Annotated in this window: 14 protein-coding genes; 10 read left to right on the plus strand and 4 right to left on the minus strand. The window is 65.0% G+C overall.

Going from position 1 to position 13083, the window contains the following annotated elements:
- Positions 1 to 107: 107 nt before the first annotated feature.
- From I6F37_RS24310 to I6F37_RS24350, 9 genes are all read left to right on the plus strand, one after another.
- Positions 108 to 722: a nuclear transport factor 2 family protein gene (locus I6F37_RS24310; protein ID WP_225152916.1), complete on the plus strand. Its 615-nt coding sequence runs from the start codon at positions 108 to 110 to the stop codon at positions 720 to 722.
- Between the two features lie 248 nt (positions 723 to 970).
- Positions 971 to 1393 carry a hypothetical protein gene (locus I6F37_RS24315; protein ID WP_109142370.1) on the plus strand — a complete coding sequence of 141 codons (423 nt, stop codon included), beginning with the start codon at positions 971 to 973 and terminating at the stop codon, positions 1391 to 1393.
- Positions 1394 to 1504: 111 nt separating this feature from the next.
- Positions 1505 to 3382, plus strand: coding sequence for a molecular chaperone HtpG (gene htpG, locus I6F37_RS24320; protein WP_225152918.1), 1878 nt, complete (start codon positions 1505 to 1507; stop codon positions 3380 to 3382).
- Between the two features lie 168 nt (positions 3383 to 3550).
- The gene (locus I6F37_RS24325; protein ID WP_035997672.1) at positions 3551 to 3829 is read left to right on the plus strand and encodes a DUF3551 domain-containing protein; all 279 of its coding nucleotides are present in this window, start codon (positions 3551 to 3553) and stop codon (positions 3827 to 3829) included.
- A 202-nt stretch (positions 3830 to 4031) separates the two neighbouring features.
- Entirely contained in the window at positions 4032 to 5846 is a 1815-nt protein-coding gene (locus tag I6F37_RS24330; protein WP_225152919.1) for a long-chain-acyl-CoA synthetase, read from the plus strand.
- A 143-nt stretch (positions 5847 to 5989) separates the two neighbouring features.
- Positions 5990 to 6235, plus strand: coding sequence for an acyl carrier protein (locus tag I6F37_RS24335; RefSeq protein WP_015688794.1), 246 nt, complete (start codon positions 5990 to 5992; stop codon positions 6233 to 6235).
- Positions 6222 to 7604 (plus strand): class I adenylate-forming enzyme family protein, encoded by a 1383-nt coding sequence (locus I6F37_RS24340; protein WP_225152921.1) that lies wholly within the window; start codon positions 6222 to 6224, stop codon positions 7602 to 7604. Before I6F37_RS24335 ends, I6F37_RS24340 begins: the two co-directional genes overlap by 14 nt.
- Positions 7597 to 8319: an SDR family NAD(P)-dependent oxidoreductase gene (locus I6F37_RS24345; RefSeq protein ID WP_036021322.1), complete on the plus strand. Its 723-nt coding sequence runs from the start codon at positions 7597 to 7599 to the stop codon at positions 8317 to 8319. The genes I6F37_RS24340 and I6F37_RS24345 overlap by 8 nt, the downstream gene beginning before the upstream one ends.
- A 126-nt stretch (positions 8320 to 8445) precedes the next feature.
- Complete coding sequence (locus I6F37_RS24350) at positions 8446 to 8655, plus strand: hypothetical protein (protein ID WP_035997682.1); 210 nt, start codon at positions 8446 to 8448, stop codon at positions 8653 to 8655.
- A gap of 4 nt (positions 8656 to 8659) precedes the next feature.
- On the opposite strand, the gene I6F37_RS24355 is transcribed toward I6F37_RS24350, so the two are convergent.
- Complete coding sequence (locus I6F37_RS24355) at positions 8660 to 9037, minus strand: hypothetical protein (protein ID WP_051056810.1); 378 nt, start codon at positions 9035 to 9037, stop codon at positions 8660 to 8662.
- 221 nt (positions 9038 to 9258) lie between these two features.
- On the opposite strand from I6F37_RS24355, the gene I6F37_RS24360 reads away from it, so the two are divergent.
- Positions 9259 to 10410, plus strand: coding sequence for a DUF3095 domain-containing protein (locus tag I6F37_RS24360; protein WP_035997685.1), 1152 nt, complete (start codon positions 9259 to 9261; stop codon positions 10408 to 10410).
- Here I6F37_RS24360 and I6F37_RS24365 read toward each other — a convergent pair.
- The 3 genes from I6F37_RS24365 to I6F37_RS24375 all read right to left on the minus strand — a co-directional run bounded on the left by I6F37_RS24365 (position 10407) and on the right by I6F37_RS24375 (position 12946).
- Positions 10407 to 10841, minus strand: a complete 435-nt coding sequence (locus I6F37_RS24365) for a DUF2147 domain-containing protein (RefSeq protein WP_035997687.1) — start codon at positions 10839 to 10841, stop codon at positions 10407 to 10409. The two genes, I6F37_RS24360 and I6F37_RS24365, sit on opposite strands and share 4 nt — an antisense overlap.
- 109 nt (positions 10842 to 10950) lie before the next feature.
- The gene (locus I6F37_RS24370) at positions 10951 to 12336 is read right to left on the minus strand and encodes an MATE family efflux transporter (RefSeq protein ID WP_035997689.1); all 1386 of its coding nucleotides are present in this window, start codon (positions 12334 to 12336) and stop codon (positions 10951 to 10953) included.
- Positions 12337 to 12418: 82 nt separating this feature from the next.
- Positions 12419 to 12946, minus strand: a complete 528-nt coding sequence (locus tag I6F37_RS24375; protein WP_035997755.1) for a GNAT family N-acetyltransferase — start codon at positions 12944 to 12946, stop codon at positions 12419 to 12421.
- Positions 12947 to 13083: the final 137 nt, after the last annotated feature.

The following is a 13083-nucleotide window of genomic DNA, read 5'->3' on the forward strand; positions in this document are numbered from 1 at the left end:
ACGCCGGATTTTTTTCATGCCGCCGACCCGCTTGACGGGCGCTGAATTCGCCGCCCATAGCTCATGTAGCAGCTGCGCGTGCGACCACGCCAATCGGAGACGTGCCCATGGACCAGCAACTCCTCGATCGTCTCGCCATCCGCGATCTCGTCGAGAACTGGGCGGTGTGGCGCGATGCCGGCGACTGGGAGCGCTTTGCCACGGTTTGGCACGAAGAAGGCTGGATGTCCGCGACCTGGTTTCAGGGGCCGGCCCGGGATTTCATGCGGGTCAGCCAGGAGGGTTTTGCCAGGGGCGTGCGCATCCTGCATTTCCTCGGCGGCACCAGCATCGATCTTGCGGGTGCGCGAGCGATCGCGCAGACCAAGATGACCATCTCGCAGCGCGGCCTCGTGCACGACGTGCTCTGCGACGTCGTCTGCACCGGACGCTTCTACGATTTCCTGGAGAAGCGGGACGACCCATCAGGTATCGGCAAATGGGGCATCGTCCGCCGCCAGCCCATCTACGAGAAGGACCGCATCGACCCGGTCGATCCCGCCGCGACGCTTCGGTTCGACCAGGATGCGCTGGCTGCACTCCCCGAGGGCTACCGCCACCTCGCCTACATGCAGGAGCTGATCGGCTACAAGGTGAAGCGCGACATGCCGGGCCTGATCGGCCCCGAGGTCGAGAAGCTCTATGGCGAGGGCCGGGAGTGGCTGGCAGGAAAGGCGAAGTAGGCCCCAGATAAAAGTAAGGCGCGACTGGCATCACCACAGTCGCGCCCTACGTCGCCGGCTTATGGGGCAGGGGGGAATAGCCGGCTGCTGAGACGACTCCTGTGCGCGAAAGTCGTTCCACGGCGCGCGAAATATTTTGCCGTCTGCTGCTTTTTTCGCACACGGTTAAGTGATCGTAGCTGTCGAGAACCCCCGATCCTGCGGCGGCGTTGTTCCCGTGCCCGCCATGGGGCGAGGGATCGACAGCCATGTCACAGATTCAAAAGGTTTTTTTGAGCGCAATTGCGGTCGTCGCCACCCTCGGTGCCGTGCAACTGGCCTCCGGCCACGATCTTGCGGACCGCTGGCAGGCGGTCGCCGACATCCCCAGCCATAGCTCCACAGCCGCGGTGGGCCACAACGTCAACCGCGTCGCCAAGACAGACCGGCTCGCCGAGATCAAGCCGGCAGCCGTTCCCACCCGTACCGTCTCGATGCGGCTGAACGACCTCGCCGATACGTCGGTGCTGCTGCGGGTCCCCGCCGTGATCGAGACCGGCAATGCCAAGACGCCGGTGCTGCTCCAGAACCAGAAGAAGCCTCGCAACAAGCCGACGATCGCCTGTGAGCCGATGGTCAGCTCCCTGACCGAGGTCGCAAGGCTGCTCCAGCCCGGCCGCTGCGTGACCTGACCCCCTCTCCGCGAGGGGTGGTTTGGCGGACCCAGACTTCACATCCTCTTGATCCGCCATTGCCTCGCGCTATATCCGGGTTCCCTCCCTTTTGTTTGACCGGGTAAGCGCATGACGACGTCAGATACGGCTGTGCATACGCAGCCTTTCCAGGCCGAAGTTTCCGAACTGCTGCACCTGATGGTGCACTCCGTCTATTCGGAAACCGACATCTTCCTCCGCGAGCTCATTTCCAACGCCTCCGATGCCTGCGACAAGCTGCGCTACGAGGCCATCGCCAGTCCCGCCCTGCTGGGCGAAGGCGACGCACTCAAGATCCGCATCATCCCGAACAAGACGGCCAAGACGCTCACGATCGCCGACAACGGCATCGGCATGGAGCGGCAGGAGCTGATCGACCATCTCGGCACCATCGCCCGCTCCGGCACCAAGGCGTTCGTATCCAAATTGAAAGAGGCCAAGGACGGGCTCGGCCTGATCGGCCAGTTCGGCGTCGGCTTCTATTCCGCCTTCATGGTCGCCGAGAAGATCGTGGTGATCAGCCGCCGTGCCGGCGAGAGCGATGTCTGGACCTGGACGTCCTCCGGCGGCTCCGGCTTCGAGATCGCCCGTGCCAGCGACGAGGAAGCGGCGCGCGTGACGCGCGGCACCGAGATCGTCCTGCACCTGAAGGACGACGCCAAGAAATATCTCGAGACCTACGAGATCGAGCGCATCGTCACTTCCTATTCCGACAACATCCTGTTTCCGATCGAGCTGGTGCCCGAAGAAGGCGAGCCGCGCCAAATCAACTCGGCGAGCGCGTTGTGGCAGCGCTCCAAGTCCGAGCTGACGGCTGACGATTACAAGAAGGCCTATCAGCAGATCGCCTCTGCCTTCGACGATCCCGCGATGACGCTGCACTACCGCGCGGAAGGACGTTACTCCTACGCCGTGCTGCTGTTCGCGCCCTCGACCAAGCCGTTCGACCTGTTCGAGCCGAACCGCAAGGGCCGCGTGAAGCTCTACGTGCGGCGCGTCTTCATCACCGACGATGCTGACCTCTTGCCGGGCTATTTGCGCTTCGTCCGCGGTGTGGTCGACAGCGAGGACCTACCGCTCAACATTTCGCGCGAGATGCTTCAGAACAATCCGCAGCTGGCGCAGATCCGGAAAGCCGTGGCGACCCGGGTGGTGTCCGAGCTCGAAAGCCTCGCCGAGAAGGACCCGGAGAACTTTGCCAAGATCTGGGACGCCTTCGGCGCGGTGCTGAAGGAAGGCATCTACGAGGATTTCGAACGGCGCGAAAAGCTGTTGTCGCTGTCGCGCTTCACCACCACGTCGGGCGAGAAGCGGTCGCTGAAGCAGATCATCGCCGATTTCAAGCCGAACCAGACCGAGATCTATTATCTCGTCGGCGACAGCATCGAGCGGCTGAAGTCCAATCCGCGGCTGGAAGCTGCGACCGCGCGCGGCATCGAGGTGCTGCTGCTGTCGGATCCCGTCGATGCCTTCTGGACCTCGATGCCCTCGGATTTCGAAGGCAAGCCGCTTAAGTCGCTGAGCCAGGGCGATCTCAATCTCGATTTGATTCCGCGTATCGACGATAAGGACGAGGCGAAGAAGGACGAGCCGGCTGCGGACGAAGCAGCCACCATCGCCGTGATCAAGGCCGCGCTGGGCGAGCGCGTCAGCGACGTCAAGGTCTCGACGCGCCTGACCAGCTCGGCCTCCTGCCTCGTCGCCGACAGCCAGGGTCCGAGCCGCGAGCTCGAGCGCATCTTGTCGCAGCAGAACCGCGGCATGAAGACCAAGCCGATCCTTGAGATCAATTTGCGCCATCCGCTGGTCACCGCGGTCACCAAGGCGCAGGCTGGCTCGACAGTCGTCGACGATATCAGCCTGCTTCTGCTCGAGCAGGCGCAGATCCTGGACGGCGAATTGCCGGAAGACCCGGCGGCGTTCGCGGCACGGCTGAACCGGCTGGTGTTGCAGGGGCTCGGCGGCTAGCGCTGCCTCGCAGCATCATTCGGACCGCCAGGTTGTCAGATCGCTCGGCCCGCATCGCCTCTGGCGTTGCGCGTCCCACTCACCTTGACGTCATCAGGTCTCAGGAACAGTCGCGGACGGCGAGATGTTGTGTCATATGAAGCGACGTCACCAGTTCGAGGATTTCCCATGCGCTTGTCATTCCTCACTCTTACCGCGGTCTTCACGCTGCTGGGCGCAGCGGATGCCAGCGCGCAGCGATACGATCCGGCCTATCCCGTCTGCATGCACCGCTACGTCGGTGGCGGCCCTGGTGGCGGAGGCAGTGACTATTTCGACTGCTCGTTCACCTCGTTGGAGCAGTGCCGCGCCACGGCCTCGGGCCTTGCCGCGACCTGCGACCTCAATCCCTATTACGCCTTCAACGAGTCGCCGCCGCCGCGCCGGCGTCCCAAGAAGGTGCACTGAGGCGAACGGGACCAAGCCCGGGACTTCTGCATTCATCGCTCTTTCGACCTGGTCACACCCGTCGGCGCGCTGCCGGCGGGTGCGACCTTGGCTGCGCGCTGCCGACCGTTAATCGCGCCCTAACCGGGTTTTACCTTGTCTCTTAACGCCTGGGTCAGGGCGCGCGGGCTATACTGCCGGAAACCGCAGATCGCCCGAAAGAGTGAACAATATGACCACCGGCGTCATCGAGCAGCCGAAAGCCGCGCGCGCACCGTCGGCTTCCAAGATCTGGTTGAGGGCGATCGAGCTCACCGCGCGGATCGAAACGCTGCCGGGCCGCCTGTTCGCCGACGTCGTCGACGATTGGGCGCAGCGCCAGCCTAACCGCGTTGCTCTGGTGGCGGACGAGGCAAGCCTCGATTACGAAGGCCTCTCGAAGAGGATCAATCGCTACGCCCGCTGGGCGCGCTCGCTCGGCCTGTCCAAGGGCGATACCGTTGCGCTGATCATGCCGAACGGCATCGACTATGTCGCGGCCTGGCTCGGCATCAGTCGCGTCGGCGGCGTGGTCGCACTGATCAACACCAAGCTCGTCGGGCAATCGCTCGCGCACTGCCTCGACGTCGCAATGCCCTCGCATGTCATCGTTGCGCATGAGCTGACGGGGATGCTGGACAGCGCGGCGCCGCATCTGAAGACGGAGGCAAAGGTCTGGACGCATGGCGATAGCCGCAGCGAACGTGCGATCGACGTCGCGCTTGCCGTTCTCGACGACGGCCCGCTATCGCCGGAGGAGCATGGCGAGGTCACCATCGACGACCGTGCGCTGCTGATCTACACCTCCGGCACCACCGGCCTGCCGAAAGCGGCCAGCATCAGCCACCGCCGCATCCTGAATTGGGGGTTTTGGTTCGCTGGCCTCACCGGCGCGACGCCGCAGGATCGGCTCTACGATTGTCTGCCGCTGTTCCATTCGGTCGGCGGCATCGTCGCGCCGTGCAGCATTCTGGCCGCCGGCGGTTCGGTAGTGATCGCCGAGAAATTCTCGGCTTCGCATTTCTGGTCCGACATCGTCCGGCACGACTGCACGCTGTTTCAATATATCGGCGAGCTCTGCCGTTACCTGCTCAAGGCCGCGCCCTCGGAATACGAGAATCGGCATCGCCTGCGGCTCGCCTGCGGCAACGGGCTGCGCGGCGATATCTGGGAGGATTTCCAGGCGCGCTTCGCCATTCCGCGCATCCTCGAATTCTACGCCGCGACCGAAGGCAATTTCTCGCTGTTCAACGTCGAGGGCCAGCCGGGTGCGATCGGCCGCGTCCCGGCGCTGCTCGCGCACCGCTTTCCTGCCAGGCTCGTCAAGCTTGACCCCGATAGCGGCGCGCCGCTGCGCAATGAAGAGGGCTTCTGCATCGCCTGCAGCCGCGGCGAGGCCGGCGAAGCGATCGGCCGCATCGGCACCGCGGACGAGGGCGGTGGGCGCTTCGAGGGCTACACCGATGCCGGTGAGACCGAGAAAAAAGTCTTGCGTGACGTCTTCGTCAAGGGCGATGCCTGGTTCCGCACCGGCGATCTGATGCGGATGGACGACAAGGGATTTTTCCATTTCGTCGACCGTATCGGCGACACGTTCCGCTGGAAGGGCGAGAATGTCGCGACCTCCGAGGTGAACGATGCCGTGCGCGATTTCATTGGCGTCGTCGATGCCGCCACCTATGGCGTCAGCATTCCCGGCGCCGACGGCCGGGCCGGGATGAGCGCGATCGTCGTGAACGAGGGCTTTGACATCAGCGCGCTGCCCGCCCATCTCGCGCAACGCCTGCCGGTCTACGCCCGCCCGCTCTTCATCCGTATCTCGCGCGAGCTCGACGCCACCGAGACCTTCAAGCAGAAGAAGGGCGAGCTCGCCCGCGAGGGATTTGACCCGGCCGCGGTCGCCGATCCGCTGTTCATGCTCGACCCGATATCCGGCGTCTACGTCGCGCTGGACGCGGAGACATATGCGGCCATCTCGGGCGGTACGATCAGGCTGTAGGGCAACCAAAATCGAGAGATAGGTCCAATTTTATCTGAATTGTCCAAGAAGCCATTTACTTCTGTCGGGTAAACAGACCGCGATGGGGAGGCGGTCAGCAAGAGCCGCCGCAACAACGAGATCGATAACAAAGCGAGCCAGCCATGTCGGTAAGGTCAAAGGTCATTGAAGCGATTCAGCAGATCGCCAAGGAGCAGCACGTCACGCTTCCCGCCCTCTCGGACGATCTGTCCCTGCATGAGACGGGCTTCGACTCGCTCGCCTTCGCCATCCTGGTCGCCCGCCTCGAGGACGAGACCGGCGTCGATCCCTTCACCATTTCCGAGGACGCAGCGTTCCCCGCCACGGTGGGCGATTTCGTGCGGGCCTACGAAAATGTCCCCGCGTGAGATCTTTGCACTTCGCGACCATCTTGGCGCGGAGCTGAAAGGCCGCACCATCTCCGATGCGCATGATGTCGTATCGCTGACGGGCATCCTGTCGCACACTGTTCTGGGCGGGCGGCTGCACGAGCTCTCTGGCCGTGCCGTGCTGCTCAAGCTGTCGGACCAGCTCCGGTCCGGCCTTGCCATGATCGAGCTCGACGGCATCGCCCGCCGCATGCTGTTGTGTCCGCCGGACCTCAATCCGGCGCATCTCGACGCCTTGATCGCGGATGCCGGGATCGATGCCGTCGTCACCGACGAGCCCGAACTCTGGGCGGCGTCCGGCGTGCCGCTGGTCGTCACCGCGCAATTGCCGCCGCAAGCCGCCGCGCCTGCCAAGACCGCGCGCGGCACCGAATGGCTGATGTTGACTTCGGGCACCTCGGGCGTGCCAAAGATCGCCGGCCATACGCTGGAAGCCTTGACCGGCGCGATCGTCGCCGAAGGCCCATCGCGCGGACCTGCACCGGTCTGGGCAACGTTCTACGACATCCGCCGCTATGGCGGCCTGCAAATCTTTCTCCGTGCCATCCTCTCCGGCGGCTCGTTGGTGCTGTCCGATCCCCATGAGGCGCTCGCCGATCACGTCGCGCGGCTGAAGGCGCGCGGTGTCTCGCATATCTCCGGCACGCCTTCGCATTGGCGCAAGCTCCTGATGAGCGGCTCGGCCGCCCAGTTCGCCCCGGCTTACGTCCGTCTCTCCGGCGAGATCGCCGACCAAGCCGTGCTCGACGGCCTGAAGGCGGCATTCCCCCATGCGTCCGTCGGCCATGCCTATGCCTCGACCGAGGCCGGCGTCGGGTTCGCCGTCAATGACGGGCTGGAAGGCTTTCCGGCCGACTATCTCGGCAACCGCAACGGCGTCGAGATGAAGGTCGTCGACGGCTCGCTGCGCATCCGCTCGACGCGCACGGCCCATGCCTATGTCGGCCGCAATGCGGCGTCGCTCACCGACGACGACGGCTTCGTCGACAGCGGTGACATCGTCGAGCTGCGCGGCGATCGCTATTATTTCGTCGGCCGGCGCGGCGGCATCATCAACATCGGGGGGCTGAAGGTCCACCCCGAGGAGATCGAGGCGGTGATCAACCGCCATCCGGATGTACGGATGTCGCGCGCGAAGTCGCGCAAGAGCCCGATCACCGGCGGCATCGTCGTCGCGGACGTGATCCTCGCTGAGGGCACCGATCCGGCGCGTGCGAAAGAGATCCGCGACCAGATCATGGATCTGTGCCGCGCCCAGCTCGCATCCCACAAGGTGCCGGCGGTGCTCCGTTTCGTCGAGGTGCTCGACGTCACCCCGGCCGGAAAACTGGCGCGCACCGATGCATAATGTTCTCGTCACCGGCGGCAGCCGCGGCATCGGGCTTGCGATCGGCAAGCGCCTTGTCGCGGCCGGCTTCAACGTCATCGCGGCGGCGCGGCGCGAAAGCGAAGAGCTCAAGGCGGCCATCGCAGCCGCCGACGGGCGCCTGCATTTCCGCGCCTGCGATCTTGCCGTGATCGATGCGATCCCGGCCTTCGCAAAGCTCGTGCGCGACGAATTCGGCCCGATCTACGGCCTCGTCAACAATGCCGGTCTCGGCACCGAAGGCCTGCTCGCCACCATGCACAATTCCGAGATCGAGGCGCTGGTGCAGCTCAATGTGCTGTCGCCGATCATCCTCACCAAATATGTGGCGCGCCAGATGATGGCCGACGGCGCCGGCCGCATCATCAACATCTCCTCGATCATCGCGACGACAGGCTATAACGGCCTCTCCGTCTACGGCGCGACCAAGGCCGCCGCGACCGGCTTCACCCGCTCGCTGGCCCGTGAGGTCGGCAAGCTCGGCATCACCGTGAACGCGATCGCGCCGGGCTTCATCGACACCGAGCTCACCCACAATCTGTCTGAGGAAGGCCGCAAGCGCATTGCGGGCCGCAGCGCGCTGCGCCGGCTGCCGGAGACGGATGACGTCGCGCGCATGGTGGAATACCTTTTGGGCGAAGGCGGCCGCAACGTCACCGGCACCGTGTTCACCATCGATGCCGGGAACACGGCGTAGACGGAACCCGGCTGCCACAATTGCGTTGATCGTGCGCAATGACAGCCAGCCGGATTTGGTCGTAAGATGCCCCGCAATCGATTGGTTTACGTCAATCGATCTGCCCTAAACGAAGGGGAGCAGTCGATGGCCACTTCAGACATGACCGCTTCAAGCCGGGCCCTGAAAGAGCCGGTGCGTGTGAAGTCGGATGAGGTCCGCTGCCCGCCGATGTCGCATCAGAATTCCGGCGATCACGGCCACGAGGCGTATCCGCAGCAATTCGTGCGCCTGATCGGCTGCCACGACGTCCCTGCATCCCAGCTGCGCAAGCGTCAGGACGAGAAGCTGCACTAGCCGCTCACGGCCGCTGCTTCGGCAGGTCGAATCGTTCGTGTGAAAATTCCGGCGGCCCTTCGGTGAGGCGGCGAATGCGGCGCTCGCGCTCGTCTGGCGGCAATGCCGGATCGAGCAGTAACTCGATCTCATGCACTGCGATCTCTTCAATCTTGGTCGCGTCCGATACGACCGGGTGCGCGGGCGCGGAGACGGGGAGTGCCAACTTCAGCCCCAGCTCGATCAGCTTGCAGATCGCATCCGAGCGGGTCAGGCGGTGAGCTTCAGCCCAGGCATCGACCGCCTCCGTCAATCTTTCCGGCATCTTCACCGCGCTGATCGGGTCGACACCCGTGCGCCGGCGGACCGGAGAGGTGGAGTCCTTGCTGCTGAAGTCGGACACCTCGATTTTCCCATGCAACCCCTTGGAGCCGACCGACGATAGCCGCTCTCCCCGGATGGCCGTTTGATGCCGATCAATGATCCCGCCGAGGCATTGCAAGGCGGCCGCATCTTGTTGTCCGGGCCACTTTCGGCCAATGATCGAAAGGGGGCGCGAGCCAGCGAACCCGGATCGATCCTGCCACGTATCTTGCTTCGCATTCCAACAGTCCGGCAATCCCGATGAGCTCAGGCGAGTCCTTCTATGGCGGCATTCCCGTCTTCCGAGGCTTCACCAGCCTGATGGATCCTGCGCTTTATGCGCCGCTGCCGGACGACTGGAGCATCGGTGTTGCCGATATCGTCGATTCGACCAAGGCGATCGCGGCGCAGCGCTACAAGGCCGTGAACATGGCCGGTGCCGCCGTGATCGCGGCGGTGACCAATGCGCTGCAGGGGCGGGAATTTCCCTTCGTGTTCGGCGGCGACGGCGCCAGCTTCGCGGTGGCGCCAGACGACGTCGAGCTTGCCCGCCAGGCGCTGGCTGCGACCGCGACCTGGGTGCGCGAAGGCCTCGATCTGACCCTGCGCGTCGCCTTGGTGCCGGTCAGCGTCATTCGCACACACGGCCTCGATGTGCGCGTCGCCCGGTTCGGGCCGTCGGCCAACCTGTCCTATGCGATGTTTTCGGGCGGCGGGCTCTCCTGGGCCGACGCAGCGATGAAGCGCGGCGAGTTTGCCGTCGATGAGGCGCCCGCCGGCACGCAGCCGGACCTTTCGGGCCTGTCGTGTCGTTTCGAGGTGATGCCGGCGGCGCGCGGCCTGATCCTGTCGGTGCTGGTGATGCCGGCGCGCGGCGTCGATCAGGTGGCCTTCCGCAGGGTGATCGAGGACATCATTCATCTCGTCGAGCGCAGCCCGGAGGGCGGCCGGCCGGTGCCGCCGCAGGGGCCGCCGCTGAAATGGCCGCCGCAGGGCGTGGAATTCGAGGCCCGAACCAGGCGCGGGGGTCCGCTGCTCGCGCGCAGAGCCAGCGTACTCGCCTATACGTTGTTCGCCTATTTCATCATGCGCTTCGACATCAAGATCGGCGGTTTCGTGCCCAGCCTCTACAAGCGGCAGGTGGTCGAGAACTCGGACTTCCGTAAATACGACGACGGCCTGCGCATGATTCTGGACTGCACGCCGCAGCTCGAGCGCGCGTTGAACGATCGTCTCAAAGCCGCTGCGCGCGAGGGCATCGTGCGCTACGGCCTCTACCAGCAGGACGCTGCGATGATGACCTGCTTCGCGCCGTCGGCGCTGCGCAGCGATCACGTCCATTTCATCGACGGCGCGCGCGGCGGCTATGCCTCGGCGGCGACGGCGTTGAAGGCGATGATGGCAGCGGGTTAGCGCCCCGCGCGCGTCCAGGTCTCACCGCCGCAGAGCGCGCCGACGCAGCCTTCGACCCGCAGCGCGTCCGCGCCAGTCAGGCTGATGTTGCTCGCATAGGTGCTGCCGTCGTCCGCATTGTAGATCTGGCCCGACCATTTGTTCGGTCCCGTCGGCTCCATGCCGCTGAACAATGGCAGGCCGATCATCGGGCGCCTGGCGAGCGCGGGATTGGGATTCTTGCTGTCGGTGGCGGGCTGGCCGGTCGCGCTGTCCATGGGCTCGCGCAGCCAGACGATGTGGCCGCAGATGCCGCCGCCGCATTTGCTGATCTTGACGCGTGCATCGCCCGCCTGCGTGAGCCAGGTCCCGTCGGCGCTCTGAGCATAGGCGGAAGGCGCACCGATCAGCGCAGCCAGAATGACGGTGAGAGCGACGAATCTGAATGTCATGGAGAGGAGCCCTGGAATGGAGGCGACTCCATAGCAGCAAATCGAGCGCGCGCAACGCCCGAGGGAATCACATCTCTGAGCTTATCTGCCGGCGCTTATTTACCTGCGGTCATTTGCCCCAGCGCGCGAAAGCGACAGAGGCGGCGGTCGAGAGCCCGAACACGACCATGGCGCCGCCGACCAGCGCGAACAGGGTCCAGGCCGGAGCCTGCGCGGTCATCAGTCCGATGCCGCCGATCGCGACGATCAAAAGCCGTGCCGTGGAGGCGAGCACCGGACCGCCGACGCGTGCGGCGCCTTGCGAGGAGAAGTAAAGCGACACGCCCATGCCGAAGAACACGAAGGCCGGACCGGCCCAGTGGAAATAGCTGTGCGCTGCGGCGGTGACGCCGGGATCGCGGGTGAAGAGCCCGACCCACAGTGACGGCGCGAGCGCAACGACGAGACCGATCAGCCCCACCGTGAGTCCCGAGGCGGCAGCCGCGGTCCAGGCGACACGCCGCGCGCGCTTCACATGCCCGGCGCCGATCGCCATGCCGACCATCGGCACCGAGGCGATGCCGAAGGCGAAGGTGATCGGGATCAGCAGAAATTCCAGCCGCGAGCCGATACCGTAGCCCGCCAGCATCTCGGTGCCGAAGGTCGCGAGGATCTTCGTGAAGATCAGAATGGTGAGCACGGTCTGCAGCGGCGACAGGCAGGCCACCGCGCCGACTTTGAGAATGTCCAGGAACATCGCGCGCTCGAAATGAAAGGCGCGGACATCCAGCGGCAGCCGGCTGCGCCCCGACAACAGATACCAGATGAAGAAGATCGCCGCGCAGCTGAACGCGATCAGCTGCCCGCTCGCCACGCCCGGCATGCCGAATTGCGGCACTCCGAACAGGCCGAGCCCCAGCGTGCCGCCGAGCACGATCTGCAGCGCGCTCGCGCCGATCAGAATCATCGAAGGCAGGCGCATGTCGCCGGTACCGCGGATCACCGAGGCCAGCGTGTTGACGAGCCAGATCGCGACCGCGCCGGAGAACAGCACCTGCGAATAGCCGCTGGCCTCCTCGAGCACGCGCTCGCGTCCGCCGAGCAGCGCGAAGAAGGAGCGGCCGAAGGCGAGCATCATCACCGTGAAGAACAGCCCGCCGCAAAGACCGATGATGGCGGCATGCAGCGCCAGCGTCGCGGCGCGGTCGCGATCCCCTGCGCCGAGGGCGCGGCTGATTGCGGACGAGACGCCGCCGCCCATCGCGCCCGCGCTCATCATCTGCGTCAGCATCGCGAACGGAAACACCAGCGCGATCGCGGCGAGCGGGATGGTGCCGAGCCGGCCGATATAGGAGGTCTCAGCCACTGCGACGAGCGTGCTGCCGACCATCGCGATCATGTTGGGGATCGCGAGCCGCAGCAGCGTCGGCAGGATCGGCGCGGTCAGGAGGCTCGCAATGGGGGAGGCGACCGGCGCAACCGGCGGGACGGCATCTGCGGGGGCGTCGATCGTCATGTTCACCGGGCGGAAAATTAAATGATGACCGACATATTATAAGAGAATGAGCCGGCCGGCGCAGCCCTGGCTCACGCAGGGCTCACCACGGCAGGCCGCATAGGTCGATGGTGCCCAGCGTCGGCGCGCGCACGATGTGGAAGACATAGGGGGCCATGTAGGTGAACCGAATCCGCCCTTCCGGCTGTTCGCAATAGACCTCGCCTTTGAACGGCAGCCAGCTCCGGGCCTCGTAGAACGCGAAATTGTGCGGCTCGCAGACCAGTAGGGCGAACCGAACCGCCTCGTTGGCGCGCATGGTATGCACCGCCGCGTCGATCGCCACGGTCGCATAGCCACGGCCGCGCTGGTCCTCGCGCGTCGAGACGCCGCCGATGCCGCCGATATGAACCTTCTGTCCATTCCAGGTGATGGTGCGGAAGTAGATGCCGACATGGCACACGAGACCATCCTCGGGCGTCTCGACCAGCACGCGGAGATCGGCATTGGCCCATTTGACATGAGCCCAGGGCTTGCCTGCGACCAACTGCGGTGCCCAGACCGCCTGAAGTAGCGGCTCGGCCCTCGGCCACGAGGCGTCGCCGTTCAATATGTCGATCTCGATGCTCATGGCCTCGTCCTCCACAGCTCCGCTTCTTCGCGCGTTTGTTCTGTCTTAAGCGCCTCAAAGGCAATGATATTTTACAGCGAACCGCAGGTCTGATCACGGCGGCCGGGTTGCGGCGAATTTGTGCATTCAAGCAGGAC

Origin of the sequence: Bradyrhizobium sp. NBAIM08 (assembly GCF_020193935.1) — a bacterium.
GTDB lineage: Bacteria > Pseudomonadota > Alphaproteobacteria > Rhizobiales > Xanthobacteraceae > Bradyrhizobium > Bradyrhizobium yuanmingense.

What these genes read in the sequence shown, in the direction of transcription:
- I6F37_RS24310 (WP_225152916.1), top strand. Translation starts at nt 108, where the DNA reads ATGGACCAGCAACTCCTCGATCGTCTCGCCATCCGCGATCTCGTCGAG.
- I6F37_RS24315 (WP_109142370.1), top strand. Translation starts at nt 971, where the DNA reads ATGTCACAGATTCAAAAGGTTTTTTTGAGCGCAATTGCGGTCGTCGCC.
- htpG (WP_225152918.1), top strand. Translation starts at nt 1,505, where the DNA reads ATGACGACGTCAGATACGGCTGTGCATACGCAGCCTTTCCAGGCCGAA.
- I6F37_RS24325 (WP_035997672.1), top strand. Translation starts at nt 3,551, where the DNA reads ATGCGCTTGTCATTCCTCACTCTTACCGCGGTCTTCACGCTGCTGGGC.
- I6F37_RS24335 (WP_015688794.1), top strand. Translation starts at nt 5,990, where the DNA reads ATGTCGGTAAGGTCAAAGGTCATTGAAGCGATTCAGCAGATCGCCAAG.
- I6F37_RS24340 (WP_225152921.1), top strand. Translation starts at nt 6,222, where the DNA reads ATGTCCCCGCGTGAGATCTTTGCACTTCGCGACCATCTTGGCGCGGAG.
- I6F37_RS24345 (WP_036021322.1), top strand. Translation starts at nt 7,597, where the DNA reads ATGCATAATGTTCTCGTCACCGGCGGCAGCCGCGGCATCGGGCTTGCG.
- I6F37_RS24350 (WP_035997682.1), top strand. Translation starts at nt 8,446, where the DNA reads ATGGCCACTTCAGACATGACCGCTTCAAGCCGGGCCCTGAAAGAGCCG.
- I6F37_RS24360 (WP_035997685.1), top strand. Translation starts at nt 9,259, where the DNA reads ATGAGCTCAGGCGAGTCCTTCTATGGCGGCATTCCCGTCTTCCGAGGC.
- I6F37_RS24365 (WP_035997687.1), bottom strand. Translation starts at nt 10,841, where the DNA reads ATGACATTCAGATTCGTCGCTCTCACCGTCATTCTGGCTGCGCTGATC.
- I6F37_RS24370 (WP_035997689.1), bottom strand. Translation starts at nt 12,336, where the DNA reads ATGACGATCGACGCCCCCGCAGATGCCGTCCCGCCGGTTGCGCCGGTC.
- I6F37_RS24375 (WP_035997755.1), bottom strand. Translation starts at nt 12,946, where the DNA reads ATGAGCATCGAGATCGACATATTGAACGGCGACGCCTCGTGGCCGAGG.